Source organism: Methanococcus mangrovi (genome assembly GCF_054506835.1).
Genome location: NZ_CP197114.1, coordinates 921,022 through 946,500, shown reverse-complemented (window position 1 = coordinate 946,500; position 25,479 = coordinate 921,022). Strand labels below are relative to the sequence as shown.

At 33.3% G+C, this 25,479-nt stretch carries 30 protein-coding genes and 1 tRNA gene; 15 read left to right on the top strand and 16 right to left on the bottom strand.

The window, feature by feature from the left end; all coding sequences use genetic code 11:
• The first annotated feature begins 1 nt into the window (after position 1).
• Together glmU and ACS5L2_RS05055 are read left to right on the top strand one after the other, a co-directional pair.
• A complete protein-coding gene (gene glmU / locus ACS5L2_RS05060) occupies positions 2–1,237 on the top strand; it encodes a bifunctional sugar-1-phosphate nucleotidylyltransferase/acetyltransferase (protein ID WP_459200944.1) in 1,236 nt (411 codons plus the stop codon).
• A 1-nt stretch (position 1,238) separates the two neighbouring features.
• Positions 1,239–1,709, top strand: a complete 471-nt coding sequence (locus ACS5L2_RS05055) for a deoxyuridine 5'-triphosphate nucleotidohydrolase (protein WP_011171019.1) — start codon at positions 1,239–1,241, stop codon at positions 1,707–1,709.
• Positions 1,710–1,771: 62 nt separating this feature from the next.
• On the opposite strand, the gene ACS5L2_RS05050 is transcribed toward ACS5L2_RS05055, so the two are convergent.
• Together ACS5L2_RS05050 and ACS5L2_RS05045 are read right to left on the bottom strand one after the other, a co-directional pair.
• Positions 1,772–2,014, bottom strand: coding sequence for a DUF4040 domain-containing protein (locus tag ACS5L2_RS05050; RefSeq protein ID WP_011171018.1), 243 nt, complete (start codon positions 2,012–2,014; stop codon positions 1,772–1,774).
• Between the two features lie 9 nt (positions 2,015–2,023).
• The gene (locus ACS5L2_RS05045) at positions 2,024–2,278 is read right to left on the bottom strand and encodes a cation:proton antiporter (RefSeq protein ID WP_011171017.1); all 255 of its coding nucleotides are present in this window, start codon (positions 2,276–2,278) and stop codon (positions 2,024–2,026) included.
• 191 nt (positions 2,279–2,469) lie between these two features.
• Between ACS5L2_RS05045 and ACS5L2_RS05040 the strand changes: the two genes are divergently transcribed.
• From ACS5L2_RS05040 to tfrB, 6 genes are all read left to right on the top strand, one after another.
• A complete protein-coding gene (locus ACS5L2_RS05040; RefSeq protein ID WP_459200943.1) occupies positions 2,470–3,597 on the top strand; it encodes a pyridoxal phosphate-dependent aminotransferase in 1,128 nt (375 codons plus the stop codon).
• Between the two features lie 13 nt (positions 3,598–3,610).
• Entirely contained in the window at positions 3,611–4,027 is a 417-nt protein-coding gene (locus ACS5L2_RS05035) for an RNA-binding domain-containing protein (RefSeq protein WP_459200942.1), read from the top strand.
• 94 nt (positions 4,028–4,121) lie between these two features.
• Positions 4,122–4,739 carry a winged helix-turn-helix domain-containing protein gene (locus tag ACS5L2_RS05030; RefSeq protein WP_459202615.1) on the top strand — a complete coding sequence of 206 codons (618 nt, stop codon included), beginning with the start codon at positions 4,122–4,124 and terminating at the stop codon, positions 4,737–4,739.
• Between the two features lie 31 nt (positions 4,740–4,770).
• Positions 4,771–5,697 carry a signal peptide peptidase SppA gene (gene sppA / locus ACS5L2_RS05025; protein ID WP_459200941.1) on the top strand — a complete coding sequence of 309 codons (927 nt, stop codon included), beginning with the start codon at positions 4,771–4,773 and terminating at the stop codon, positions 5,695–5,697.
• Positions 5,698–5,738: 41 nt separating this feature from the next.
• Positions 5,739–6,695 (top strand): calcium/sodium antiporter, encoded by a 957-nt coding sequence (locus tag ACS5L2_RS05020; protein ID WP_459200940.1) that lies wholly within the window; start codon positions 5,739–5,741, stop codon positions 6,693–6,695.
• A 138-nt stretch (positions 6,696–6,833) separates the two neighbouring features.
• Positions 6,834–8,318, top strand: coding sequence for a fumarate reductase (CoM/CoB) subunit TfrB (gene tfrB, locus ACS5L2_RS05015; RefSeq protein ID WP_459200939.1), 1,485 nt, complete (start codon positions 6,834–6,836; stop codon positions 8,316–8,318).
• 29 nt (positions 8,319–8,347) lie between these two features.
• On the opposite strand, the gene moaC is transcribed toward tfrB, so the two are convergent.
• Entirely contained in the window at positions 8,348–8,809 is a 462-nt protein-coding gene (gene moaC, locus ACS5L2_RS05010; protein ID WP_459200938.1) for a cyclic pyranopterin monophosphate synthase MoaC, read from the bottom strand.
• Positions 8,810–8,915: 106 nt separating this feature from the next.
• On the opposite strand from moaC, the gene ACS5L2_RS05005 reads away from it, so the two are divergent.
• Both ACS5L2_RS05005 and cyaB read left to right on the top strand, forming a co-directional pair.
• The gene (locus ACS5L2_RS05005) at positions 8,916–9,350 is read left to right on the top strand and encodes a hypothetical protein (protein ID WP_459200937.1); all 435 of its coding nucleotides are present in this window, start codon (positions 8,916–8,918) and stop codon (positions 9,348–9,350) included.
• A complete protein-coding gene (gene cyaB, locus ACS5L2_RS05000) occupies positions 9,347–9,910 on the top strand; it encodes a class IV adenylate cyclase (protein ID WP_459200936.1) in 564 nt (187 codons plus the stop codon). Before ACS5L2_RS05005 ends, cyaB begins: the two co-directional genes overlap by 4 nt.
• Positions 9,911–10,038: 128 nt before the next feature.
• Here the strand turns inward: cyaB and ACS5L2_RS04995 are convergent, their stop codons facing one another.
• The 5 genes from ACS5L2_RS04995 to ACS5L2_RS04975 all read right to left on the bottom strand — a co-directional run bounded on the left by ACS5L2_RS04995 (position 10,039) and on the right by ACS5L2_RS04975 (position 17,101).
• Positions 10,039–11,583, bottom strand: coding sequence for a 2-isopropylmalate synthase (locus ACS5L2_RS04995; protein ID WP_459200935.1), 1,545 nt, complete (start codon positions 11,581–11,583; stop codon positions 10,039–10,041).
• Positions 11,584–11,675: 92 nt separating this feature from the next.
• Positions 11,676–13,514, bottom strand: coding sequence for a S16 family serine protease (locus tag ACS5L2_RS04990; RefSeq protein ID WP_459200934.1), 1,839 nt, complete (start codon positions 13,512–13,514; stop codon positions 11,676–11,678).
• 42 nt (positions 13,515–13,556) lie between these two features.
• Complete coding sequence (locus tag ACS5L2_RS04985; RefSeq protein WP_459200933.1) at positions 13,557–14,165, bottom strand: IMPACT family protein; 609 nt, start codon at positions 14,163–14,165, stop codon at positions 13,557–13,559.
• A gap of 43 nt (positions 14,166–14,208) precedes the next feature.
• On the bottom strand, positions 14,209–15,639 hold the full coding sequence (cysS, locus tag ACS5L2_RS04980) for a cysteine--tRNA ligase (protein ID WP_459200932.1): 1,431 nt from the start codon (positions 15,637–15,639) through the stop codon (positions 14,209–14,211).
• Position 15,640: 1 nt separating this feature from the next.
• Complete coding sequence (locus ACS5L2_RS04975) at positions 15,641–17,101, bottom strand: NAD(P)/FAD-dependent oxidoreductase (RefSeq protein WP_459200931.1); 1,461 nt, start codon at positions 17,099–17,101, stop codon at positions 15,641–15,643.
• 131 nt (positions 17,102–17,232) lie between these two features.
• On the opposite strand from ACS5L2_RS04975, the gene ACS5L2_RS04970 reads away from it, so the two are divergent.
• Positions 17,233–17,306, top strand: a tRNA-Ala gene (locus ACS5L2_RS04970).
• A 133-nt stretch (positions 17,307–17,439) separates the two neighbouring features.
• Here ACS5L2_RS04970 and ACS5L2_RS04965 read toward each other — a convergent pair.
• Both ACS5L2_RS04965 and ACS5L2_RS04960 read right to left on the bottom strand, forming a co-directional pair.
• Positions 17,440–18,642 (bottom strand): YcaO-related McrA-glycine thioamidation protein, encoded by a 1,203-nt coding sequence (locus tag ACS5L2_RS04965; protein ID WP_459200930.1) that lies wholly within the window; start codon positions 18,640–18,642, stop codon positions 17,440–17,442.
• 22 nt (positions 18,643–18,664) lie between these two features.
• Entirely contained in the window at positions 18,665–18,970 is a 306-nt protein-coding gene (locus ACS5L2_RS04960; protein WP_459200929.1) for a DUF167 domain-containing protein, read from the bottom strand.
• 131 nt (positions 18,971–19,101) lie between these two features.
• Here ACS5L2_RS04960 and hdrC point away from each other — a divergent pair, with 131 nt between their 5' ends.
• Both hdrC and hdrB read left to right on the top strand, forming a co-directional pair.
• On the top strand, positions 19,102–19,656 hold the full coding sequence (hdrC, locus tag ACS5L2_RS04955; RefSeq protein ID WP_459200928.1) for a CoB--CoM heterodisulfide reductase subunit C: 555 nt from the start codon (positions 19,102–19,104) through the stop codon (positions 19,654–19,656).
• 35 nt (positions 19,657–19,691) lie between these two features.
• On the top strand, positions 19,692–20,573 hold the full coding sequence (gene hdrB, locus ACS5L2_RS04950; RefSeq protein WP_459200927.1) for a CoB--CoM heterodisulfide reductase subunit B: 882 nt from the start codon (positions 19,692–19,694) through the stop codon (positions 20,571–20,573).
• Between the two features lie 48 nt (positions 20,574–20,621).
• On the opposite strand, the gene ACS5L2_RS04945 is transcribed toward hdrB, so the two are convergent.
• Positions 20,622–21,431, bottom strand: coding sequence for a DUF7839 domain-containing protein (locus ACS5L2_RS04945; protein WP_459200926.1), 810 nt, complete (start codon positions 21,429–21,431; stop codon positions 20,622–20,624).
• Positions 21,432–21,862: 431 nt separating this feature from the next.
• On the opposite strand from ACS5L2_RS04945, the gene surE reads away from it, so the two are divergent.
• Both surE and ACS5L2_RS04935 read left to right on the top strand, forming a co-directional pair.
• Positions 21,863–22,663, top strand: coding sequence for a 5'/3'-nucleotidase SurE (gene surE, locus ACS5L2_RS04940; RefSeq protein WP_459200925.1), 801 nt, complete (start codon positions 21,863–21,865; stop codon positions 22,661–22,663).
• 61 nt (positions 22,664–22,724) lie between these two features.
• Positions 22,725–23,378 carry a TIGR00288 family NYN domain-containing protein gene (locus ACS5L2_RS04935; RefSeq protein WP_459200924.1) on the top strand — a complete coding sequence of 218 codons (654 nt, stop codon included), beginning with the start codon at positions 22,725–22,727 and terminating at the stop codon, positions 23,376–23,378.
• Positions 23,379–23,441: 63 nt separating this feature from the next.
• Here the strand turns inward: ACS5L2_RS04935 and ACS5L2_RS04930 are convergent, their stop codons facing one another.
• From ACS5L2_RS04930 to ACS5L2_RS04910, 5 genes are read right to left on the bottom strand one after another with little or no spacing between them, the layout of a single operon-like run.
• Positions 23,442–23,711, bottom strand: coding sequence for a monovalent cation/H+ antiporter complex subunit F (locus ACS5L2_RS04930; RefSeq protein ID WP_459200923.1), 270 nt, complete (start codon positions 23,709–23,711; stop codon positions 23,442–23,444).
• Between the two features lie 13 nt (positions 23,712–23,724).
• Positions 23,725–23,901: a hypothetical protein gene (locus ACS5L2_RS04925; RefSeq protein ID WP_169929111.1), complete on the bottom strand. Its 177-nt coding sequence runs from the start codon at positions 23,899–23,901 to the stop codon at positions 23,725–23,727.
• Positions 23,902–23,908: 7 nt separating this feature from the next.
• Positions 23,909–24,349, bottom strand: coding sequence for a DUF61 family protein (locus ACS5L2_RS04920; protein WP_459200922.1), 441 nt, complete (start codon positions 24,347–24,349; stop codon positions 23,909–23,911).
• 56 nt (positions 24,350–24,405) lie between these two features.
• Positions 24,406–24,771 carry a DUF22 domain-containing protein gene (locus ACS5L2_RS04915; RefSeq protein ID WP_459200921.1) on the bottom strand — a complete coding sequence of 122 codons (366 nt, stop codon included), beginning with the start codon at positions 24,769–24,771 and terminating at the stop codon, positions 24,406–24,408.
• 21 nt (positions 24,772–24,792) lie between these two features.
• A complete protein-coding gene (locus tag ACS5L2_RS04910) occupies positions 24,793–25,437 on the bottom strand; it encodes a V-type ATP synthase subunit D (RefSeq protein ID WP_459200920.1) in 645 nt (214 codons plus the stop codon).
• Between the last annotated feature and the right edge of the window lie 42 nt (positions 25,438–25,479).

Sequence of the window (25,479 nt, the reverse complement as noted above, 5' to 3'; positions counted from 1 at the left end):
TATGGATGCGATAGTATTATGTGCTGGAAAAGGAACCAGATTATGTCCAATAACAGAATCACGCCCAAAACCGATGATTCCAATTGCGGGAAAACCCATACTTGAACATATTATCGAAAAAATTGAAAACCACGTTGAAAAAATATATCTTGTTGTAGGATATGAAAAAGAAAAGATTATTGAATATTTTAAGGAAAACCCAAAAATTGAATATATTTTACAGGAAAAACAGCTTGGAACAGGACACGCGGTTTTAGCTGCTAAAAATTTCATAAACGGCGATTTTTTAGTTTTAAATGGGGACATACTTTTTGAAGATAATATTGAAGAAATTTTAGCTTATGAAAATGCAGTTAGCTTATCAAAAGTAGACAATCCTGAAAATTTTGGTGTAATCGAACTTGGATATGATAATAAAGTAATAACTTTGCTTGAAAAACCAAAAAAAGAAGAAATAACTTCAAATCTTATTAATGCAGGAATTTATAAATTTCAAAACAGTGTATTTGGAATTTTAGAAAATCTTGCTCCATCAGAACGTGGAGAAATCGAGTTGACTGATGCTTTGAAGAAACTAATTGAAAACGGAAAACTTCACGGTGTTGAGTTAAAAGGATACTGGAACGATATTGGTCATCCATGGGATGTTTTAAGTGCAAATAATCACTTTTTAAATAAAATAATTTCAAAAGTTTCTGGAAAAATCGAAAACAATGTATCGATTACTGGAAACGTTATAATTGAAGAAGGTGCAGTAATAAAACCAAATTCAGTAATTGAAGGGCCAGCAATTATTAAATCAGGTTCGATTGTTGGACCCTTAGCATATATCCGTCCAAATACGGTTCTGATGAAAAATACATTTGTTGGAAATTCTTCTGAAATTAAGGGAAGTATTATATTTGAAAACACGAAAATTCCGCATCTTTCTTACGTTGGAGACAGTATAATTGGCGCAAACTGTAATTTTGGATGCAACACGATAACTGCAAATTTGAGGTTTGATGATAAGCCTGTAATCGTAAATATCAAAGGAAATATGATAAAAAGTGTTAGAAAACTTGGAGCAATAATTGGAGATTGCGTAAAAACCGGAATTCAGGTTTCATTCATGCCAGGTGTTAAAATTGGCAGCAATTCGTTAATTGGCGCAAACTGCTTAATTGACAGGGATATTGAACAGGAAAGTTTCGTTTATAAAAAGGACGAAATCGTAATTACTAAAAAGAGGAATTAACATGATAATTGGACCAAATATCACAAAAGATTTTTTATCTGATTTAAAAGAAGGCCAGCTCCAGCAGTGCGGTGTTGACTTAAAACTCGATAAAATTTACAAAATTGAAGGAAAAGGAGCAATTGATTTTTCAAATGAAAAAAGGGTGCTTCCAGAGCATGTTTTAATTTTTGATTCAGAAAAGGATGAAAAAATCGACCTTGAATGCGGAATATATATTGTAAAAATTAAAGAAAAGATGAATATTCCTGAAAACATGGCTGGTTTTGCATATCCAAGAAGTACGCTTCTTAGAATGGGGGTAACACTTTATACTGCAGTACACGATCCTGGATACGAAGGTTATGCAAGCTATTTAATGCACGTAATGAATCCTGTGACAATGTATAAATATGCAAAAATTGCACAGATTGTTTTTTCTGAAGTTAAGGATGGAAATGGAACGTACAGTGGAATATATCACAAAAAATAATAAAAATAGAAGTTTCTTTTTTTCAAACTTTTTAAAAAATTTTAAAGTTTTATATTTTTAATTTATTCATCAAGTCTTTGTGTTCTTCTAACTGTAAATGCGAAAAATGCAGGTAAAACGGCGCCACCCAAAATTGCTTCTGTTAACGCAACATCCGGTGCAAGTAAAGAGCTGAAAAGGTACGCAAGTCCAAGTCCGCCAAGTCCTGTCAAAACAACACATTTAATTAAGTCTTTTTGAATTAAAGCACCGATGTACGACATTAAAACGAGTGCCATTATTAAAAAATCAATATAAATACTCATTTTTACACCTTACTGCTTTTTTAATTCATCAAAGTAATCTGCATTAGCTATTGCATGTGCTGAGAATGGAACTAACACCAAATACGTTAAAGCAAGCAAATACTGTTTAAATACAAGCAATATCACGATACATGCAATATCGATAACTCCCGTGATATGGAGCCTTGCATAAACCATTTTTTCACGGTCTTTTTCAACCCAGAGCCTAAATGATGCTAACAATATCCCAATAGACGCAATTATTAGTACAATATCGTCAAACATGAATTCACCAATTATATTAAAGATTTTTTTAAAGTTTAGATGTTATTATTAATACAATTACCATCTAATCTGGATTCACCAATAATTTAAACGAGTAAACCGGATACATTACATATATAATATCAACAACAGTAATAATAATGATTAATCATTATAATTCTTGATTATATATAATTATCTAAGGTGATTTTGTGATTGCAGAAAGGTGTTTGGGAACAGAACAGTCCGAAATTCGTAAAATATTCAACATGGCGACAGAAAACTCGATAAATCTCGGGATTGGAGAGCCTGATTTCGATACTCCAAAACATATCGTAGAGGCTGCTAAATCGGCTCTTGATGCTGGAAAAACGCACTACGTTCCAAATGCAGGAATCCCTGAATTAACTTCTGCAATTTCTGAAAAGTTGAAAAAAGATAATAATATAGATGTTTCACAAAAAAATATCGTTACAACATGCGGGGCTTCTGAAGCACTCATGCTTTCATTATTTACGCTTGTAAACCGCGGTGAAGAAGTTTTAATTCCCGATCCAGGTTTTGTTTCATACAAAGGGCTAACTGAACTCTGTGAAGGAAAAATGGTTCCAATTGATTTAGATGAAAAATTTAGAATTAATTTAGAATCTGTAAAAAACAGTATAACTGACAAAACAAAATGTATTGTTTTAAATTCGCCATCAAACCCGACCGGAAGCGTGATGACAAAGGAAGAAATTAAAGGAATTTGTGAAATTGCAGATGAAAAAAACATCTGTGTAATTTCTGATGAAATATACGAAAAGATAATTTATGGGAAAAAACACTATTCTGCAATGGAATTTACAGATAACTGTATTTTAATTAATGGATTTTCAAAAGCTTATTCAATGACCGGCTGGAGAGTTGGCTATTTAGCAGTAAACGAAAATTTTGATAATAAATACCAGATACTCGAAAACATGATGAAAATCCACCAGTACGGCTTTGCATGTGCAACATCATTTGCACAGTTTGGTGCAGTTGAAGCACTTAATGGGGACCAAAATTGCGTTTCAGAAATGGTATCTGAATTTGAAAGAAGGAGAGATTTAATATATTTTGGAATGAAAGAAATATTTAACGTTCAAAAGCCAGAAGGGGCATTTTATATTTTCCCTGATGTTAGCGAATATGGAAACGGGATGGATGTAGCAACAAAACTCATTCAAAACGGAATTTTGTGTGTTCCAGGTTCTGCATTTGGTAAAAATGGGGAAAACAGTGTAAGATTTTCATACGCTACAAAATATGAAGATATTGAAAGAGCATTAAGCATTATGAAAAACGTTCTTCTTTAATAGGGATGATAAAATGATAATCAAGATAAAAACAAAAGTAAAACCAACTGAAGATGAAAATAAGGTTTTAAAAGCAGTAACTAACATATTTAATAATGCAGAAATGGAACTTGCTGAAAATATTTATTCAGGAGTTTCAAAAGATATTTCAAGATTTAAAGAGCTCCTTAGAAGTCAGGCAATACTGGATGCTGCAAGAAACGTTCTTGAAAGAAATATTGTTGGAAATGCAACGAAATTTTATATAAACAAACAGGCAGCGTATTCAGGAATTTTAAACTTTGATAAGGATGTTCACGGCGGAATAAAACTTGAATTTATTTGCGAAGAAAATGAAGATATACTTGGACTGATTAAAGACATTGCGCCAAGAACGAGAAACGGAGTTATAATAAACGAAGATGAAGAAGTTGAACACAAAAAAGAATAATTTATAAATTTTAATAATTATTTTTTTAGTTAAGCTTATATTTTTTTAAATCGTAAATTTATACCTACATTATTATTCTTTGGTGAGAACCGTGATTAGATACGTAGCATACAAAATACACCCGGAAGAATTTGCAGAAAACGAGATTTTTGAAAAATCACTTATTTTGGATGGAAAAAGAATCCACAGGGTCAGGTTACTTGGAACTGTAACGAATGTCGACAAATCAAATATCGTTTCATTTGAACTCGATGGAATTTCCGTAAAAGATTTTGAAAACAAATCATTAGACGTCGAAGAAAATGACTTTTTAGACATTATTGGAAGAATCGGGGAATACAATGGTGAAAGATACGTTGCACTCGAAGTTTACAGCAAAAAAAATGATAATAAAGATAAATGGATTGAGCTAAGAAATTTAGAAATCGAAAAAACTCGAAATTACGTAAAAGACGAAGAAACAATAACTTACAATCGGGATGAAATGTCAAGTGAACTTTCAGTTGAAAGTGAAGCTTTAGAAGACCTTTATGGGGATTTGGATATTAAAGATAGAGTTTTGGATGTCATACGGGAAAATGACGGGATTTCGTATGAAGATTTAATTGATAATTTGGGACTCGAAGATGTTGAACTTGATAACGTCTTATCTGAATTGAAAGAAGATGGGGAAATTTACGAGCCAAATCCTGGAAGTTACAGGATACTATAACTTATTTTTTAATTTTTTTGGAGGGGTAGTTTTGAAAAAGATATATTACTATTCAATCGCAGCATTTATTATAATTGTAAGTTTAATAGCCGGGTTTTTAATTTTTGCATCTTCTGACGGCCTGACTTCGGGAAATATTGCACTTATTAATTTAGATGGAACAATAACCCTTGAAAGTTCAGATTCTGGACTTTTTAGCCCTACTCAGCCGGGAGTAGATGATTACGTGGAATGGCTTGACGAAGCAGAAAATAATGACAATATCAAGGCAGTACTTATAAAAATAAATTCGCCGGGTGGGGAAGTCGTTGCAAGTGAAAAGCTTTCACGAAAAATAAAAGAAGTTTCTGAAAAAAAACCTGTTGTTGCATACATCGAAACAATGGGTGCGTCTGCAGCATATCAGGCTGCTTCATCAACTGACTATATCGTCGCAGAAAGACAGTCACTTGTTGGAAGTATCGGTGTTAGAATGGAAATAATGCACTACTACGGGTTAATGGAAAAACTTGGAATAAATACAACTAGTATTACTGGTGGAAAATATAAAGACATTGGAACACCAACAAGAGCCATGACCGAAGAAGAGCATGCAATGCTTGAATCTATGGTAAATGAAAGCTACTTCCTGTTTGTATCATGGGTTGCTGAAAACAGGAACATGACAATAAATAAAACGTTAGAAGTTGCCGATGGTAAAATATACAGCGGAATTCAAGCTCAAAAAGTCGGGCTTGTGGATATGGTAGGAACAGAAGGCGATGCAATCAATGTAGCTGCAAAATTAGGAAACATTTCAAATCCCAATGTTTACGAATACGGCGAAACTTCATCAGTTAGTTTATTTGGGTTGGACTTTAACGATTTGGTATACAGTTTTGGATACGGTATCGGAACGGGTCTTTCTGAGAATTTGAATTCAGAAGAAAGCTTTAAATCTTACCAAGTGTATTATTAATAAAATTACTAAAACACGTTTTTCTTTTTTATGGTGAAAATATGCTTATTGAATCAGTTCTTTTTTTAGCAGTTGGTTTATTCATGCTGTCATATGGTAGCGATTGGTTTGTTTTAGGTGCTTCAAGGGTTGCAAAACAGTTTAACATCTCAAGTTTTGTAATCGGAGCTACAATAGTTGCATTTGGAACGTCCTTACCTGAAATTGTAACAAGTGCATATGCTGCATCTACGGGATCAGTTGATTTGGCAGTTGGAAATGCTCTTGGAAGCTGTATTGCAAATATCGGGCTTGTGCTTGGTTTAAGTTTGATTATTTCGTCAGTATTTATTAAAAATAAAGCAGTTCTTAAAAACGGCTATTTATACATAATTTACACGATAATTTTTACGTTAATTGGCTACAACGGGTTTTCATTTTTTGATGGTGTATTTTTACTCGTTTTACTTTTAGTTTACGTGTTATACACGATAAAATCTGGTGAAATGGACGATGAAGAGCATGAAAAAAGTGTAACTTTTAAAAAAGCAATATTTTGCCTGATAGTTGGGCTTTTGCTTGTAATTTTTGGAAGTAATTTTTTTGTTGATGGTGCAAAAGGTCTTGCAAGCGCTTTTGGAATATCTGAAAAGATTATTGGATTTACAATAGTTGCATTTGGAACGTCGCTTCCTGAACTTGCAGTTTCATTTGCTGCAGCAAGGCAAAAACTTGGTGGAATCGTTATTGGAAACGTGATTGGAAGTAACATTGCAAACATGTTTGGAGCACTTGCGCTTGCTGCAATGATTCACGAAATTCCTGCGGTTAAATTTGAGCTCTCAGTTAATATCTTGATGGTCTTTTTACTGATGGCTTTGATGAGTAAGGAAAAAATAAAAACCGTATTAAATTTAAAATCTACAAAAAACTATTTCTCAGAAATTACAAGAACAGATGGTTTAATTTTGATATTTTTGTACGCGCTCTTTGTACTTGGCCTTATCGGAATGTTCTAAATTTTCTTTTTTCATTTTTTATAAAAAATTTAATTTAAAATTTAACAATTTCTTTATATACCATTTTCATATAATTTTTAAATACGATTTATTAATTTTTGAGTTAATTTTTATTTTTAAAATTTATGCGTGATACCTGTGAAGACTTTTACAATTACTGTAAAAAAGACAGAAGGCTTTAAAAAATTCGAAGTTCCGGCGGGACTCACTGTTTTAGATGCACTTGAATATATAAACAAAAATTACGGCGAAAATATTCAATTCAGGTCGTCTTGTAGAGCAGGGCAGTGCGGGAGCTGTGCAGTAATGGTTAATAAAAAATCAAAGCTTGCATGTAAAACCAAAGTTGAAGATAACATGGTGATTGAACCTCTCGAAGGTTTTGATGTAATTTCAGACCTCGTAGTTGACCGGAAACCATACTATAAAAAAATTGGAACACTTAGAAACTACATTCAAAAAAAGAACGGGAAAATTACCGAAAAAGAGTTAGATGAATTGAAAATATATCCGGATGAGCTAAAAGATGTAAAAAAAATCCGCGGGTGTATTGATTGTTTAAGTTGTATTGCAATGTGTCCTGCAAGAAAATATTCAAATTATCCAGGACCAACTTTAATGAGACAGCTTGCAAGATTTGCATTTGACCCAAAAGATGAGTTAGATCGGGAAAAAGAAGCATTCGATGAAAATATTTACAACTGTACGACCTGTGGAAGGTGTGTTGAAGTCTGCCCAAAAGAAATAGATATTGTGCACAACGCAGTTGAAAAATTGAGGGAAAAAACATTTAAGAAAGGTTACAATTTAGACAGCCATCTTGAAGTCAGGAAAAACGTGTTATCACAAAACAGGTCAGTTCCAAAAGAAGAAACTTCATTTTTAGAAGAAGTTGAAGATGAATACATTGTAGAAAATGAAAAAATGAGAGTTGCATTTTTTACAGGATGTCTTGTTGATTTTAGATTGCAGGAAATTGGAAAAAGTGCAATAAGAGTTTTAAATGCACACGGAGTTTCAGTAATTATTCCTAAAAATCAGGTCTGTTGCGGCTCCCCATTTATCAGGACAGGTCAAACAGATATTTCAGAAAGTTTAAAAAAACAAAATCTTGAAATTTTTAATAAGTTAAATATTGATTCAGTAGTTACCTTGTGTGCAGGTTGTGGAAGCACTTTAAAGAACGATTACAAAGAAAAAGAATTCAAAGTAATGGATATTACCGAAGTTTTAGTTAAAGTTGGATTAATTGATTACAAACCATTAGATATTACTGTAACATACCACGATCCATGCCACCTTAGACGCGGTCAAAAAGTATACCTCGAACCCCGTAAAATACTGAATAGCATTCCAAAATTAAAATTCATTGAAATGGAAATTCCTGACCAGTGTTGTGGGGCAGGTGGTGGAGTAAGGTCTGGAAAACCTGAAGTAGCTGAAGCAATCGGTAAAAGAAAAGCAAACATGGTTTATGCAACCGATGCAGATTATGTAATTACTGTGTGTCCATTTTGTGAATACCACATAAGAGACAGTTTAAAGAAATATCTAACAGAACACGGCTTAAAAAAAGATATTCCTGTAATGAATATAGTGTCATTGCTTGATAAGGTGATTTAAAATCAATATTTAATTTAATCAAAAATTGTTTATTCTTTTTTAATTTTTTCAGTAACTTCTATTCCGTAAATTTGGGTGTCGGGGTATTGTCCAAATTCGTCTTTTTCAACTGCTTTTACCATGTCCCAAATTGTTAAAAGTGCAACGGAAACTCCGGTTAAACTTTCCATTTCAATTCCCGTCTTGTACGTTGCTTTTACTCTCGCTTCTGCTTTTATTTTATCCTCAAAAATCTCGAAATTGATTTTTATTGATTCAATTGGAAGCGGGTGGCACATTGGAATAATATTTGAGGTATTTTTAACTGCCATAACCCCAGCCACTTGTGCGGTGGTTAAAACATCACCTTTTATAAGCTCTTTTTTCGTAATTTTTTCAATGGTTGATTTTTTAAGTTTTATAAAACCAATCGCAGTACAAATTCGCTCGACATCCTTTTTTTTAGAAACATCGACCATTTTTACGCCATTTTCATCAACATGGGTGAGCACGATTATCGCCTTTTTACTGAATAATGAATAGATACTATTAAGAAAAAGAATATTCGTATATAGATGTGTAATTTTATTTAAGTTATTTGATACGTTGGGAAAGATAATGATAATCGACGGGCTCACTGAAAAAATACTTACACTGCTTGAAAAGTACAACACTACCCGGGAAATTGCTGCTGTTTTGGAAACCCACCCTAAAAATATCGATAGATACATCAGAGTCTTAAGAGATCTCGGGTTTGTCGAGACTAAAAAGGGAAAAACAGGAGGGGTTTTTTTAACAAACGAAGGAAGATACGTTTTAAAGAAAAAACAGATAAATTTAATTACGATTAAAGTTCAAATCGTTGCAGAAGATAAAATAGGACTTTTAGCAAGTATATCTTCCAAAATTTCAGAAATAAACGGCAATATTTTGTCAACAACGCTTGAAAAAGAAGGAAGTAAAGTAAGGGTTTGGTTAGTTATAGAAAATCTTGAATTTAATGATTTAAAAGAAAATTTAAAAGATATAACTGATAAAGTGGTGCTTTTATGATTGAAGTTGAGATAAAGGTCAGTTTGGAAGACGAAGATTCTAAAAAAATACTCGAAAAATTAATAAGTTTGGGATTTGAAGAAAAGGAAACAAAAGAACAGGTTGATACCTATTTTAACGGGATAGATAGGGATTTTCAGGTAACTGATGAAGCGCTTAGAATTAGGAAATCCTTAAATCTCGATTCAAACGAAGGAACAATATATGTTACTTATAAGGGTAAAAAATTGGATGCAATTTCAAAAACAAGGGAAGAAATAGAAGTAGAAATTTTAGACATGGATTTGATGCATAATATTTTTGAAAAACTTGGATTTAAACCAGTTTACCCGATTAGAAAGGTAAGAAAAATTTATAAAAACAACGATATTGAAGTTTCATTTGACCAGGTTGACGGTGTTGGAAATTATCTTGAAATCGAGAAAGTTGTGGATAATGATTCAAAACGGGAAGCGGCACTTAACGAACTTTTAAATTTACTGAAAAGTTTAAATATAAGTACGAATAAATTAGAAAAGAAGTCTTATTTAGAATTGAGGAGAGGGAACTGTGGAAAATAGAAAATTGGTGGCATTATTTATTGGATTGGCAATGATATGTTCTACAATCCCGCTGTTTTTCTTACATTAATTTAATTTTTTAAACTTAACTTAATTTTTTTAAATAATTTAAAAAAGTAATAATGGAATTAACTCATGAGTTTGTTTATTCCATCGATAACTGCTTCTACTGATGCTTTAACAACGTCATCACCAGTAGCTTTTGCAATAACTTCTTTTTCTTGATTTTCAAGTCTAACTGTAACTTCCGCGATAGCATCGGTTCCCCCAGAAATTGCACTGATGTTGTACTCGTTTAATCGAATGTTTTCACCAACTGCGGCTTGAATTGCTTTTAGTGCAGCATCAACAGGACCAACTCCAAGTTCAGATGTTTTATAAATTTTATCTCTTACTTTCAATGCAACACTTGCAGTTGGAAGCACGTTATTTCCAGTCATTACTGCAAACTGTTCTAAATCAACTATTCTTTCAGATTTTAAAGTTCTCTTGGTAATGTCTTCGGTAATTGCCATTACATCTGCATCTGTCACGATTTTTCCTTTATCGCCGATTGCTTTTACCCTTTCAACGATTTCGCAGAACTGTTCCTGTGAGACAGTTTCTCCAACTTCAACGCCAATTTCAGAAAGTTTTGATTTTATCGCGTGAGCACCGCTGTGTTTTCCAAGGACAATTCTTCGCCTGTTTCCAACTATTTCTGGATCAATTGGTTCATAAGTTAGAGCATTTGCTAAAACACCGTGAGCATGAATTCCGCTTTCATGTGCAAATGAATTATCGCCAACAATTGCTTTATTTGGCTGTGTTTTAATTCCCGTATAATGTGAAACTAATTTTGAAAGTTTTGTAAGCATTTTGGTGTTTACATTAGTTTCTATTCCATAGACCATGTTTAATGTCATCACAGTTTCTTCAAGTGATGCGTTTCCTGCTCTTTCACCAAGGCCATTTACGGTACAGTGGACCTGTTCAGCTCCAGCTTCAACTGCTGCGACAGAATTTGAAACAGCGATTCCAAAGTCGTTGTGGCAGTGTACTGATATTGGAACTTTTATATCTTTTTTCAGTTCTTTTATCAAGTAAGACATCGAGTTTGGAACCATGACTCCAACAGTATCAGGAACATTTATCCTGTCAGCTCCAGCTTCAACTGCTTTTTTATAAACTTCTTTTAAGTAATCGAGTTCAGTTCTTGTTGCATCTTCTGCTGAAAATTCTACGGTTACACCGTGTTCTTTGATGTATTCGATTGATTCGATAGCAGTATCAATAATTTTTTCTTTACTCATTTTCAGTTTGTATTCTCTATGTAGGGGGGATGTTGCAATAAATGTGTGAATACTGTCAACTCCACAGTCGATTGCAATGTCGATGTCTTTTTTAACGGCCCTTGCAAGTCCACAAATTTCTGCATCTAACCCCATAGACGTTATTTTTTTAATGGACTCCTGCTCACCTTCTGAAGAAACCGGAAAACCTGCTTCTATTGCATCAACACCAATTTCGCTTAGATTTTTTGCAATATCTATTTTTTGGTCAGGCATTAGAGAAACTCCTGGAGTCTGTTCCCCATCTCGTAGCGTGGTATCAAAAACACGCACTTTTTTTGGCAGTTTCATTGATTTTAATGAGTTTTTAATGATTTCGTTGCTGTGTAAGTAAGATTCCATAAATATCACCGTATATTAACTAAAGTTAAATAATTGTTATAATTTTAAAAAATTTAGAAATAATCCAAAGATAAATTATGCAAAAGAACTATTTAATTATTTTTACGATACCCGACACCTATTAAAATGCCCGAAACGAGGCCCGTGATTAGGTACGTGATATTTATAAGGCAGGTTTTGTAGTCATACCCAAAATATGAACTATTTAAATTCTCTGAATAGTTTGATGTTAAGTTTTCTTCACTGTAATTTAAGGCAGAACTATCAAATTCTTTTAAAATGTCCATATTCATCTGCGCGTATGCTATTGAGTATTTAAAATATAGAATTTTTGAATATTTATCGTCTAAATTTTCTGCATATTCAAAGTAGCTGAGTGCAGAAACCGGAATATATTCCGAATTATTTTCAGTACTTAAAACGCAATTTTCAGCTTTATTTATCTTTTTTTGCGCCAAATTTGAGAGATAATCAACATCTGTACCATAATCAAGAAGGGTTGTAGCATAAACGTAAGCATCAATACTTTTCGACATTGAAAGCAGGTATTCTTTTTCATTATATAGTTTGATTGAATCATCAATCTGTGTTAAAGGGTAAGATGCGAGTTCTTCCGAGAGAACTGTTGAGGTATAGACTACAACAATTTCTGAATTGTCAAGGTATTCTCTTGCAAGGTATTTTAAGTCTTTTTCATCAATTTTTTGGGGATTTTCTTCTTTGGGTGCCAACTCAAGCCACCAGATTCCGGTTTCAGCTCTTAATTTTGCATATGATGCATATTCAATTGCAGAACTTAAATTTTCTTCTTCAAACTGGTAAAATGCTTCATCCATTAATTCTGATGCTTCATATACCCGGCTTTTGGCTGAAAATACATATTCTACATTATTTTTTGTTAATGTTACATTTGAAAGGAAATTCCTCTTTTCATTAATGCTTTCATTTACCCCTGAGAGATAATTTTTAACGGAAACGTTGTCACTGTAACTGTATTTTGACTGCAGTGTTTCAAGGATGACAAGGGAGTTAAAGCTTCTTGAAGTTGCTGCATAATAATTGCTGTTTGAATGTAGTTCATTTCCAAGGTAAATAAGATTTGAAGCAGTTTTTAAATCGTCTTCAAACTCTTCTTTTTCAGAAGAATTTAATTTTGATAAATCTAAATTATTGATATCATCAAGGCTTTTTTTGGCGCTTTCAAGGGTAATTTCTGATAGTTTTTCCATAATATTATTATATTTATCATCAATAATCGGGTTTTTTTCGTAGTTTTCATTAATTTTATGATTAGTAAAGTAGTAAACCGCGTCATAAACGTTACTTACTTCAATGACGTTAATTCCAAGGTTTTTACCGTATTCAACGCAATCAACAGAATTATTATTTTCATCGATTTGATAGCGCTGTCCATAGGGTATGAGAAAATAATCGACGTTTTTTTCAGCCCCAACATTGATTTTTTCAAGTATTCCGCCAACCGGGCCAACGGTTCCATCTGGCCCAATCATTCCGGTCATCATGACGTTTTGATTTAGTGTCCAGTTGTTAATTGCTGCAATCGTTGCAACGGAGAGCACTGCACCAGCAGATGGTCCCCCAACTGTTGGAACATCCGACCTTATAATATAGTAAACATCGTAGCTGTCCTGACTTATCCCGCAAGTGTCAAAAGCTACTTTTGAGGCAATTCTGGCTGACCCTTGCATATCAATATCCGTAAGCGGCAGCGTGTCCATGTACGCGTGGCCTTCACCTTTCGACACTTTTACATCAATATCAACTGCAGCTCCAACGTAGCCTTCATCAGTTACTGAAACTGCTGGGGCAGTAATGCTAACACAGTTTTCAAATGAAGTATCACTTAAATCAGATCCAAATGCCGGAAATATTGACATTAAAATTGTGAAAATTATTAAAAGCTTTTTCATTAAACTCCCCTAAAAGATTTGTGTTAATTTATGTTGAATCAACTATAAATTATCAATTTTTATTTTATTTTTTGTTATATTAACTAATTTTTTAGTAAATTCGTCTTCAAGCCCTTTTTTAAGTTCTATTTTGAATTTTACAACATCAAAATAGTTTTCTTCAACAATTTTTCCAAAAGTCTGTGAAATATCTTTAACTTTCTGTATCTCGGAATAATCAAACTCCAAAGTTACATATGACTTTTCAAAAACTTCTAAAATTCCGCATGAATTTATAACTTCATTTGCAGTATCGCTGTAAGCTTTTACAAGTCCGCCGTATCCTAATTTAACACCTCCAAAATACCTTGTAACGACAATTATAATATTTTGGAGATTTTTTAATTCGATAACTTTGTAAATTGGTTTACCTGCACTTCCTTGTGGTTCAAAATCATCATCGTACTTTATTGCAAAGTTGTTTTCAATATCTACTCGATATGCAGAAACGTTATGTGTTGCATCACTATGAATTGCTTTAATTTCATTTATAAACTCTTTTGCTTCCATTTCACTTTTTACAGGTTTTCCATAACCGATAAAGAGAGAACCTTTAAAGGCCAGTTCAACTTTTGAAAAAGATTTAAGCGTTTTGTAGGAATTTTCGTCCAAAATACCACTCAAAAATAAAAATTTATAAATATTTCGTACCAGATTAAATGTTTATTTTTTTAAATACAGTTCCTTCTTTTGGGTTATCCTCAATCTGGTAGCCTAAATCCTTTAAACCATCTCTTATTTTATCGGACATTTCGTAATTCTTTTGAAACCTCAAATCCGACCTTAATCCAATTAAAAATTTAACAAATTCTTCTTCATTTGATTCAGATGATTCTTTAAAGTAATCTTCAAATAATCCAAATATTTCTCCAACTGTTTTGAAGAAATCAAGTGCTTTTAAGAGCAAACCTTCACTTTGGACCTCTGTTAAACTTAAATATTTATTAACTCCATTAGAAACTTCAAAAACTGCTTTTAAAGCTTCAACAGTATTGAAATCTGAATTCATTGCATCATAAAAATTACTTTTTGAATTTTTTAAAATATCATAGAGTAAAAATTCATTTTTTCCCCACGTTCTTGATTTTTCGGATTTTTCAAGGGAAATTCTTATATTTTCAATTACATTGTATATCTTTTCAAGATTATTTTTAACGTGATTCATTGATTCAGCAGTATAATCAATCGGGCTTCGGTAATGCCTTTGAATGAAGAAAAACCTTAAAATTTCAGGATTGTACTCTTTTGAAATATTGCCAATAGTTACAAAATTGCCCAATGATTTGCTCATTTTTTCCCCGTTAACCATTACAAAGCCGGTATGCAACCAGTAATTAACCCAATCTTTTCCAGAATATGCAACGCTCTGTGCAATTTCATTTTCATGGTGGGGAAACGATAAATCTCGTCCACCGCCGTGTATGTCAAACTGCTCTCCAAGGTATTTTGAACTCATTGCAGAGCATTCAATATGCCAACCCGGCCTTCCTTCTCCAAAAGGACTTTTAAAGCAGGGTTCGCCCGGTTTTGCAGTTTTCCAGAGTGCAAAGTCTTCAGGGTTTTTCTTGTCTTCAGAAGTTTCAATTCTAACTCCCGAAAATAAATCTTCTAAAGTGATATTGCTCAATTTTCCATAATTTTCGAATTTTTTAACTTCAAAATAAACCCCATTTTCAGTTTTATACGCAAAACCTTTTTCAATTAACTTTTCAATAAACGATATGATTTCAGGGATGTGTTCAGTAACTTTCGGGTAAATATCCGCAGGTTTTACCTTTAATGTAGCCATGTCGTTTAAAAATACGTTTATAAATTGTTCAGAAATTTCTTCTGGATTTTTTCCTTTTTCTTGTGATCTTTTAATGATTTTATCGTCAATATCTGTAAAATTTATAACGAGGTTTACGGTATAGCCGATATGTTCAAGGTATCTACGAATTATATCAAACGAAACGTAAGTTCTTCCGTGGCCTAAATGTGTGTTATCATAGACTGTTGGGCCACAAACGTACATTTTAACTTCTTTTTTGTTTAATGTTTTAAATTCTTCTTCTTTTCTCGTGAGCGTGTTGTAAACTTTTAGCATATTATCCCATTATTTCCATATTTTCTATTTTTCCCTGCCAGTTGGTGGTTTCATCTTTAAATTTATCTGAAACTCCTTCTTTTTTAAGAATTCCACGAGCTGCAAGTATTCCTGTTGCGCAGGAATTTGTAATGTCTCTTGAAAGACCTGCACCATCTCCTGCGGCAAAAATATCGGAAATGTTTGTTTCCAAATCACAATTTACTTTTGTTTTCATTGCATAGTACTTAATTTCCGGCGCATATAATAATGTATGGTCGTTAGAAACTCCGGGAATTACTTTATCTAATTTTTCAAGCCCTTCGATTATATTTGTGACAATCCTGTGCGGGAGTGCCATTGCAATGTCTCCGGGAGTAACCTGTTTTAGTGTCGGGTCAAAGCTGCTTTTTTTTAGTCTCTCCCATGTGCTTCTTCTTCCCCGTTTTAAGTCCCCAAGCCTCTGTAAAATTGGTTTTCCACCTCCAAGTGTTGTTGTAAGTTTTGCGATACTTTTTCCATAGCTTGTTGTATTTTCCACAGGCTCAGTAAGTTCAATTCTTGTTAAAAATGAAAAATTCGTGTTTTCACTTTTTTTGTCTGCCATCGAATGCCCATTTACTCCAATGGTGTCCCCATAATTTTCTTCGACTACATATCCATACGGGTTTGTACAGAACGTTCTAACGAAATCATCGTATGTATCGGTGTAAATATGAAATTTGGGGTCATGATTTATTTCTGTAATCGATTCCATGATTATTGATGGAACTTCAACCCTTACTCCAACATCAATTGGCCCGTGATTTGCTTTTAAACCTATTTTTTCTGAAATTTTTAAAAACCACTCTGCACTGCCTCTTCCCGGTGCAACGATTATATATTTGGTATTGATTGTTTCTTTTTTTCCAGAAATGTATACATATACCTTATTTATTTCAAATTCTAAAACCTCGGTGTTCAATAAAAAAGTAACACCCTGATTTTGCAGTGTATTTTTAATATTTGCAATTAATTCTTTCGTATGGTCTGAGCCGATATGTCTTTGAATGATTGGAATAAATCTAACCCCGTTCTGTGCGGAATGTCTTTGAAGGTCTTTTATCTTTTCAAATGACCCTTTGAATAGTTTTTTTGGGCCACCGTGAGTCAGAAAGATGTTATCAACTTCAAAAATAAGCTGCCAGGCATAATTTTCGTCACCTGTTATTTCGGATAAGTTTCCCCCAATATCAGGCCTTAAATTCAGGGTTCCGTCACTTAAACCGCCTGCACCACCTACTCCGTACAGTATTTGGCATGGTTCACACTTTATACATTTTTTAAGAGTGTCTGCAGCGCAATATCTATCTAAAACGTCTTTTCCCCGGTCAATTACAATAGTTTTTAATTTGCTATGTTTTGATAATTCGTATGCTGCAAAAAGCCCTGCCGGACCTGCTCCAATAATAACAACGTCAAAATAATTCGTAATGTTTTCCATAAAACTACCTTTGAATTATTTTTTAAAGTACCGTATAAATTTATGATTTTTAGAAGTTTTATAAGTTTTTAAAAGAATATTTTAAATGGAAATATTTATATATTAAAAACAATCAAAATTAAGCTGGAATGGGGCTGATAGCTCAGACTGGGAGAGTGCCGCATTGGCTATGCGGAAGCCGCGGGTTCAAATCCCGCTCAGTCCATCTAATCTATTTTTAAAATGTTTAATTTTAATAAAACTCGTTTTTTAAAAGTTTAAAATTTAAAAACAGTTGAATAATTTTTCAAAAAAGCTTTTTTAAATAAAAATAAATTAATTAAATTAACTAAAAAAGATTAAATTACGTTTAAATTACTTTCAAGGTTTCTTCGAACTCTATCTTTTATCCAAAGTGAAATTCTATCCCTATCAACACTGTACATTTCCATTTTTGGAATAATTACTCTTGAAACATTGATTTCAGTTTTATTTAGTTCAACTGTTATGATTTTATCAAAACCGAACTGAGTTAGGGTAGATTTTACAGTTTCAATATCTTTTTTAAGGTTTAATTTAGCGTTATTTGGCATGTCTTCAATATTTATTTCATTTTTGAATGTATACCACTTTTTATGCGCTCGTTTCATCCTGTCGTAATTTATTTTTCGTACAACATCCCCCCGATTCGTGTCTTCCCGTGCCCCGTGAATTTGTGTAGCTCTGCTCTGTGCAACTTCTGTTAATGCTCTTAAAACAGCAATTTCAGGGTGCAAATGGCATCCAACGCCCATGCATAACAGTGCAGGGTCTTTTAAAACATCATCATCAGAAATTGCAGCAACTGTAGGAATTCCAACTTCGCTTGTCAAATCCTTTAGGATAATGTTTATTTTTGCTTTTTTAAATTTTTCAAGAAGTTCAAAAATTAGCGGATTTTTCGCATTTTCAACGTTTACTTTTCTGTATGTGTTTTTTGAAAGTTCTGAGATACTCCAGGCGTCTCTTTCGATTACTTCGAGCATCGCGTGGAAAACTGCTTCTTCTTCAGAGTTTCCAGATGCAAGACCGTTGGTATTACTTCTAAATAGTTTTTTTCCATCATGGGGGTGAACGACGCTGTTGATTGGAACATAACAGGTTTTTCCGCTGATAATATCTTTTCCAGCTACCCAATCTATTCCATCCGTATCCATGTATTCTGCACTTTTTCCGCCAGGTAAAATTAAGTCATCCAGGTTTACCGGGTTTTCAGGCTCTTTTGTAAGTTCAAGTTTTAAATTTTCGTCAAATTCTGCAGAATACCTTTCAATTGCTTCCATTGTGGATGAAACTTTTGCTTGAATTTCAGTAGCGCCCTTTCCAGCATATACGCTGATTGCACCGTTCTTTGCAGATGGCCTGATCGAAGAAAAAACAGGAATTCCGATTCTATCAAGTCCATCGATTCTTGCAGTTCTCGTAACGCCAATTTCTTTTATTATCGGTTCTATCTTTTCAAAGGTTTCTTCGGGGGTGCAGATTCGATATGCTGCAAGAGTGTAATTAATATCGTCTTCCATGTTATCACTTTAATAAATACGATTAAATTGATTTGATTTCCGTTTTTAAAATTTTTACAACATCATCTTTTGTTTTATCTGGTATAAGTACTGTTTTTTGTGATGAGGTAGTTCCTGAATTTATCAATACTTCACTTTTAAAAATTTCTTTTAAAAATTTTATAATTGCCTTGTTTGCCTTGCCTTCAATTGGCTGTTCTTTAATTCTTATTTCTATTCGTTTACGCCATTCGTTAATTTTTCCAATTTCATTTTTTTTAGCGTTTGTAGTAACTTCAATATCAATTAAAATTCCTTTTTCTGATTCTTTGACCATTTTCCCAATCAAAATACCACCGTCTTAAATAATATTCGAATTTCTATTAAAAATACTAAGGTATTATACAAGAGTATAAGATATGATATCGATTACCAATAAATATATTATATATAAACCAAAGTATCCTCGAGGTGTTAAGGATGATGAAAGCTGAAGAGTTGAACAAAGGTTTTGTAAACAAAATCATTGAAGCTGGAACCCCTGTTCCGGGAGAAAAAGAAGTAGCTTCATTAAAATCATGCTACCAATGCGGTACATGTACAGGAAGCTGCCCAAGCGGTAGAAGAACTGCATACAGAACAAGAAAAGTAATAAGACAAGCATTACTCGGTATAGACAGTGTTTTAGACAGTGATGACATCTGGAAATGTACAACCTGCTATACTTGCTACGAAAGATGCCCAAGAGACGTTAAAGTAACTGAAATCATTAAAACAATCAGGAACTTAGCTGCTCAAAAAGGAAACATGGCAACCCCCCACAAAATGACAGCAGTATACGTTTTAAAAGCTGGTCACGCAGTACCTGCAAACGACGATACAGCAAAATTAAGAAAATCAATCGGTCTTGCTGAAAAAGCACCAATTGCACAGTTCAGCCAAAAAGACATGGATGAAATCAGAACTCTTGCTAAAAACTTAAAATTCGATGAGTTAATCGGATTTGACTGGAAAACAATGGGTTTAAAACAATAATTTACGAGTTTCATAATTTAAGATAGGTGATATTGATGAAATACGCGTTTTTCCTTGGATGTATTATGCCAAACAGGTACGCTGGTGTTGAATCAGCTACAAGAACAGTAATGGAAAAATTAGGTGTGGAATTAGTTGACATGCCTGGTGCATCCTGCTGTCCAGCTCCAGGGGTATTTGGTTCATTCGACCAAAAGACCTGGTTAACATTAGCTGCAAGAAACTTAGTAATTGCAGAAGAAATGGGAACTGACATAGTTACCGTATGTAACGGTTGCTACGGTTCATTATTCGAAGCTGCACACATGTTACACGAAAACAAAGATGCTTTGGCAATGGTAAACGAACAGCTCAAAGAAATCGGAAAAGAATACAAAGGAACTGTTCACGTAAGACACTTCGCTGAATTAATCTACAAAGATATTGGTGTAGACAAAATCAGAGAAAACGTTGTAAAACCATTAAGTGTAAACATCGGAGTTCACTACGGATGCCACTTCTTAAAACCAACTGCAGCGAAAGGTCTCGGTGGTGCTGAACACCCAACAATGCTCGACGAACTCGTTGAAGCAACAGGTGCTAAATCAGTAGACTACAAAGACAAAATGATGTGCTGTGGTGCAGGTGGCGGTGTAAGAGCTAAAGAATTAGACCTTGCATTAAGCATGACACAAGAAAAAATCGAAAACATGTTAGCAGTAGGTGCTGATGCTACAGTTAACGTATGTCCATTCTGTCAGTTACAATTCGACAGGGGACAAATCGAAATTAAAGAAAAATTAGGTAAGGAATACGGATTCCCTGTTGTACACTTATCACAGCTTTTAGGTCTTGCAATGGGAATGCAGCCAAAAGAAGTAGCTTTGGACGTAAACTTTATTTCTCCAGAACCATTACTCCAAAAATTAGGATACTAAATTTCTTTTTCTTTTTTTAAAATAATATATTAAAAATATTATAAAAATTTAAGAAAACATCGGCTGTTCGTCTGATTCAGTCGTTTTCGATGCATTTAAAAGAGTATAACTTATTTTATTTTTGTCAACCGTTTTTATTATTTTTTCAGCCATTTTTCCAGTAATTATTGCAATAACGTTACAACCCCGGTTGCACGCAGAAACAATTCCCTCAGATACTGCAAATCTGATATCTGGATGGATTCCAAGTTTATTTACTATAACTGTTCCCACAGTTCCGGCAGTTGCAATTACTGCATCGGGATAGTCTTCAAAAACGTTTTTTATGATATTGTAGTCCACGTTTCTCGATCCACCCATTACTTCAGATGGTATTTTTAAAACAATGACTTTTCCATTTTGAACTTCAATATGGCCCTGAATTTCGTGTATTGCAACGTCCTCTCCTGAATTTCCGCCATAAAATACTTTTGCAGTTGCATCTGATTCGATATTTTTTGAAACGTAGATAATTCCCTTTTTCATGTATACTCCAACAGTTTCTCCAGGAATTATATCTTCAATAGCAATTGCTGGCCATACATCCTTGTAGCGGTATAAATTTTGATTTACATCGTTTAAATAATTTTTAAAATCTGAAATCCAGGTTTTTAGTGAAGCCATACCTTTTTCAGTTATTACGTATTCTCCTCTTCCCCTATTTTTAATCTGTTCATCTTTTATCAGATTTCGCATGTGTTCAGAAACACCTTGAACGGTTATTCCAAGAATGTCTGCAATTTCTTTCTGTTTTATATGGGGCTGTCTTCTAACAACTTCTGAGAGTATTTGAAATTCTGTAATATTCCTTTTTTTCATAAATACACCATAAATCCATTATCAAAATAACTTTAATAACTATATGAAATCGGCTACTATATATACTTTTGATGTTACTTTTAAAAAATTAACTTTATTTATATTTTGAAAATCAAGTTTTAAAAAATGAAGTTTAAAAATAGTATAATTTAATATAGTAATATAATAAAATTTTAGTTTTAAATTGAAATTTAGTGAAAATCTAAAGTTGTTATTATGCAATATAATTAAGATAAATGGGGTATGCGTGTAGCTACCTCTTTAACTTGCCTATTGATAGGCCTAAAAGCACATATCGGGTCTTTAAGTATATACTTATATTTTTAGTGGGAATTTAGAATTATAAAATTCAATTGGTGGGTTTTTTTAGCATTTGGTAGATATTATATAAATATTGGTGAGACGATAAATGTATTAATGGTGATTTTTTTATGACAATGGATATATTGCTTGTAAACGATGATGGGATTTATTCAAATGGCCTTTTAGCACTTAAAAATGTAATAACTGAAGAATTTGATGCAAATGTTACTGTTGTTGCACCCACTAATCAGCAGAGCGGTATTGGAAGAGCAATAAGTTTGTTTGAGCCGCTAAGAATTACTAAAACAAAACTTTCCGACTGTTCTGAAGGCTACGCAATATCTGGAACACCTACCGATTGTGTAGTTCTTGGAATTTACCAGGTTTTAAAGAAAGTTCCAGATTATATAATTTCAGGAATAAATATCGGTGAAAATCTTGGAACCGAAATTACAACATCGGGAACGCTTGGAGCCGCATTCGAAGGTGCACATCACGGTGCAAAATCACTTGCATGTTCGCTTCAAGTTACAACGGATCACTTAAAATTTAAAGAAGGCGAAAGTCCTATCGATTTTATGACTGCTGCAAGGGTTGTTAGAAACGTGTTTAAGAAGTTTGTTGACGATGAATTCCCGTGTGACGTGATAAATATAAATGTTCCGGACAATGCTACGGAAAATACTCCTGTAGAGATTACAAGACTCGCTAAAAAAATGTATTCGATGCACGTTGAAGAAAGAACCGACCCAAGAAGCAGGAATTACTACTGGCTTGATGGATATCCTGTGATGGATGAAGAAGAAGGAACTGATGTATATGCTGTTCGGAATAAAAGAAACGTATCAGTAACTCCCCTTACATTAGACAATACTTCTAAAAATATTGATGAATTTAGGGAAAAATATGAAAAAAAGTTTTATATTTAAATAGTTTAGATGCGAATAAGTTATTTACTTAATTATTTTTTAAATTTTGGTCGTGAGATAGATGTGGAAAAAACTGGGCAACTTAAAGAAATTTTACGTAAAAACCAGCAAAAAAGGGACTAATAAGATGGCTTTACTTATTGATGGACCAAACATGTTAAGAAAAGAATTCAATGTTGATCTCGATAAAGTAAGGGATGCATTAGAACAGTTTGGCGATATTGTTGTTGGTAGGGTTTATTTAAACCAATACGCGTCAGATAAATTAATTGAAGCCATTGCAAATCAGGGATTTGAGCCAAGAATCTCTGCAGGAGATGTCGATGTTGAAATGGCTGTTGAAGGAACTGAATTGATATTTAATAAAAATATTGATACAATTGTCTACATGACGAGAGATGCAGATTTTTTACCTGCAATTCGAAAAGCCAAAGAACGCGGAAAACAGATTATTGTTGTTGGAGCAGAACCTGGGTTTAGTACTGCAATTCAAAATATTGCAGACCACGTGATAAGGGTAGAGGAAGACTTCGAACTTGATAAAGAAAAATTAGAACAGAAAAAAAGAGATAGGGAACAGAGTATTTCAGCTTCAGCAAATGAAGAACCTGCAGTTGAAGTAGAAGTTCAAAAAAGTAATTCTGAGCATAAAAAAAGTAGCGCTGATTCATTTAAAGATGGGATAAGCAACAGCATAAACTGGTTAAAAAAATAAATTAAAACCAAACCTAAAAATAAATTCTTTTTTTATCAAAAAATATCAAAAATGTCAGTTTATTTATAATTCTGCAGAACTTCCTTTTTTCATAAATTTTGAAAATGCAATCGTTCCAATTGGACCGCATACTAATAGTAACAGTGCTACAGTTTCTACATATGCAATTGAGTATATTTCTGCCAAAATTACTAAAAATGTAGCAATTATTACAGCCATCAGGCCTTCTCCGATAAGTACGTTTGAAGTTTCTTTTCTAAATGCTAATTTTAACGCAGAAAACGCACCAAACACTAATGAAATCATGGTGAAGTACAATACATATTCGTTCATAAAACCACCTGAATTACGCTGATAGGAATTTGTAGGCCCATATTACAAAGATAACCGCACCAATAAACATTGAGAACCAAACCCATATATTTACTAAGAAGAGTATCTTATAAATTTTTTCGCTTTTTTCCGGATCATTCATAAGTTTCTTTAATGGGTCTCTTCCATAATATTTTTTCTTTTTTAGCATTTTATCACTAATTAAGGCCTACTCTAAACAAGTACTGTGTTGTAGTTGGTAGTTTTCGTCTAACTTCCCTTAATTCGGGTTTGTAAATATAAAGGACATTTTCTTCGCTAAAAAGGCTGACCTTTTTTCCTAAAATTTTTGATATCAACTTCACTTCTTCGATTCCTTCTATTTTTACAGTTCCTGAATCGTAACTTGAATCAACTTCTAATATTATTGGAAGACGTATATCGCCAGATATATTTTCTTTTATGAATTCGAGTTCTTTTTTCTTAATTCTATGCCTTTGCCCGTTTACTATTAAATGCGGTTTATCTTCTTTTAAAAGTTCGTTTAATGTTTTTCTTTTAAAATTGGATTTTAAATTGTGCAGAAATTTATAAATCGAGCCAACGTCCTGCGTTTGCTGATTTCCCAAATCTCTGATTTGCGAAATTTCTTTATCCATTGTTTCACGTAAATTTTATCGAAAAGTTAAAAAAAGTTAGTATTAATGGTATTTAATTATTCAGCATGAAGTACTACAATGGTTCCAATGAGTTCTCCTTCTTTAATTGTTCCTTCTTTTACTGCAACAAAGATTGCGTATTCGAGACATCGTTCATGTTCGAAAGGAACGGGAGTTTCTTCTCCTAAAGATACCATGTTACCTAATTTATGCTGAATGTATGCGGAAGGCATTAAAACTGTTTTTTTAGGCAAGCAAATTTTGTTAATATTCACTGCTTTAATTTCGCCTGCTTTAATTTCAACAGTTTCTGCTGCAAAAACTGGAACTTTTTGACCGACTATTTCTAGTTTAGCCCCTTCCTGTTTTTTGCCTTCAATTTTATCTTCAATTTCCTTAATTTTTCCAGTAATTCTGAACATAAAACCACCAACGATGTTGAATTATGCTTCTTCAGCTTCTTTAGCGTCCATTCTCGCTTTAATGATTTTCAATCTGAAGAAGTTTTCCCTCTCCATCTCTTCAAGTCGCATAGCGATGTATTTTTTGGTTGCGTTCATTTTTGGAATTACAACATATTCAAGAGCGTTAACTCTTCTTTTTGTTGTGATAATTTCCTGAGCGAGTAATTTTATCGAAGTTTCGATTTCTGCAAGTTCTGTAATAAGTTCTAAAGCTTCTTCGAAGTTCTTTGCAGCTTCATCCAATTTTGAGGAAACTCCGTAAGGGCTGTAACCTCTGTTTGAAATGTCTCTTTTTACGTTTGAAATTTCAAATACTGGAACATCGATACCCATGATGTTTCTCATGTCCACATCTAGGTCGATGTTATCATTTTTAGCTGCAAATGAAGCTTCTTTGACTGATAAAGTACCCATTACTGCTTGAGCCATTATCAAGTCTTTGTATGCTTTTGAAAGAGCATCATTTACTTTATCTCTTATTCCAGAAGCTTGATCAAGGATCTCAAAAAACTCCATCATAAGGGCATCTCTTTTTTGTTTCAAGAGTTTGTGCCCTTTTTGTGCGAGTTTAATTTTTCCTTTCAACTTTAGAAGTTCCATTCTTGTAGGGTTTACGTCTGCCATTGCTATCCCCCTAGTTTAATAAAATGGGAATAATTCAGCTTC

Excerpts from the sequence above, each read along its gene's own strand:
- glmU (WP_459200944.1), top strand. The coding sequence starts at position 2 with ATGGATGCGATAGTATTATGTGCTGGAAAAGGAACCAGATTATGTCCA.
- ACS5L2_RS05055 (WP_011171019.1), top strand. The coding sequence starts at position 1,239 with ATGATAATTGGACCAAATATCACAAAAGATTTTTTATCTGATTTAAAA.
- ACS5L2_RS05050 (WP_011171018.1), bottom strand. The coding sequence starts at position 2,014 with ATGAGTATTTATATTGATTTTTTAATAATGGCACTCGTTTTAATGTCG.
- ACS5L2_RS05045 (WP_011171017.1), bottom strand. The coding sequence starts at position 2,278 with ATGTTTGACGATATTGTACTAATAATTGCGTCTATTGGGATATTGTTA.
- ACS5L2_RS05035 (WP_459200942.1), top strand. The coding sequence starts at position 3,611 with ATGATAATCAAGATAAAAACAAAAGTAAAACCAACTGAAGATGAAAAT.
- ACS5L2_RS05020 (WP_459200940.1), top strand. The coding sequence starts at position 5,739 with ATGCTTATTGAATCAGTTCTTTTTTTAGCAGTTGGTTTATTCATGCTG.
- ACS5L2_RS05005 (WP_459200937.1), top strand. The coding sequence starts at position 8,916 with ATGATAATCGACGGGCTCACTGAAAAAATACTTACACTGCTTGAAAAG.
- cyaB (WP_459200936.1), top strand. The coding sequence starts at position 9,347 with ATGATTGAAGTTGAGATAAAGGTCAGTTTGGAAGACGAAGATTCTAAA.
- ACS5L2_RS04995 (WP_459200935.1), bottom strand. The coding sequence starts at position 11,583 with ATGGAATCTTACTTACACAGCAACGAAATCATTAAAAACTCATTAAAA.
- ACS5L2_RS04990 (WP_459200934.1), bottom strand. The coding sequence starts at position 13,514 with ATGAAAAAGCTTTTAATAATTTTCACAATTTTAATGTCAATATTTCCG.
- cysS (WP_459200932.1), bottom strand. The coding sequence starts at position 15,639 with ATGCTAAAAGTTTACAACACGCTCACGAGAAAAGAAGAAGAATTTAAA.
- ACS5L2_RS04975 (WP_459200931.1), bottom strand. The coding sequence starts at position 17,101 with ATGGAAAACATTACGAATTATTTTGACGTTGTTATTATTGGAGCAGGT.
- ACS5L2_RS04965 (WP_459200930.1), bottom strand. The coding sequence starts at position 18,642 with ATGGAAGACGATATTAATTACACTCTTGCAGCATATCGAATCTGCACC.
- hdrC (WP_459200928.1), top strand. The coding sequence starts at position 19,102 with ATGATGAAAGCTGAAGAGTTGAACAAAGGTTTTGTAAACAAAATCATT.
- hdrB (WP_459200927.1), top strand. The coding sequence starts at position 19,692 with ATGAAATACGCGTTTTTCCTTGGATGTATTATGCCAAACAGGTACGCT.
- ACS5L2_RS04945 (WP_459200926.1), bottom strand. The coding sequence starts at position 21,431 with ATGAAAAAAAGGAATATTACAGAATTTCAAATACTCTCAGAAGTTGTT.
- surE (WP_459200925.1), top strand. The coding sequence starts at position 21,863 with ATGACAATGGATATATTGCTTGTAAACGATGATGGGATTTATTCAAAT.
- ACS5L2_RS04935 (WP_459200924.1), top strand. The coding sequence starts at position 22,725 with ATGTGGAAAAAACTGGGCAACTTAAAGAAATTTTACGTAAAAACCAGC.
- ACS5L2_RS04930 (WP_459200923.1), bottom strand. The coding sequence starts at position 23,711 with ATGAACGAATATGTATTGTACTTCACCATGATTTCATTAGTGTTTGGT.
- ACS5L2_RS04925 (WP_169929111.1), bottom strand. The coding sequence starts at position 23,901 with ATGCTAAAAAAGAAAAAATATTATGGAAGAGACCCATTAAAGAAACTT.
- ACS5L2_RS04920 (WP_459200922.1), bottom strand. The coding sequence starts at position 24,349 with ATGGATAAAGAAATTTCGCAAATCAGAGATTTGGGAAATCAGCAAACG.
- ACS5L2_RS04915 (WP_459200921.1), bottom strand. The coding sequence starts at position 24,771 with ATGTTCAGAATTACTGGAAAAATTAAGGAAATTGAAGATAAAATTGAA.
- ACS5L2_RS04910 (WP_459200920.1), bottom strand. The coding sequence starts at position 25,437 with ATGGCAGACGTAAACCCTACAAGAATGGAACTTCTAAAGTTGAAAGGA.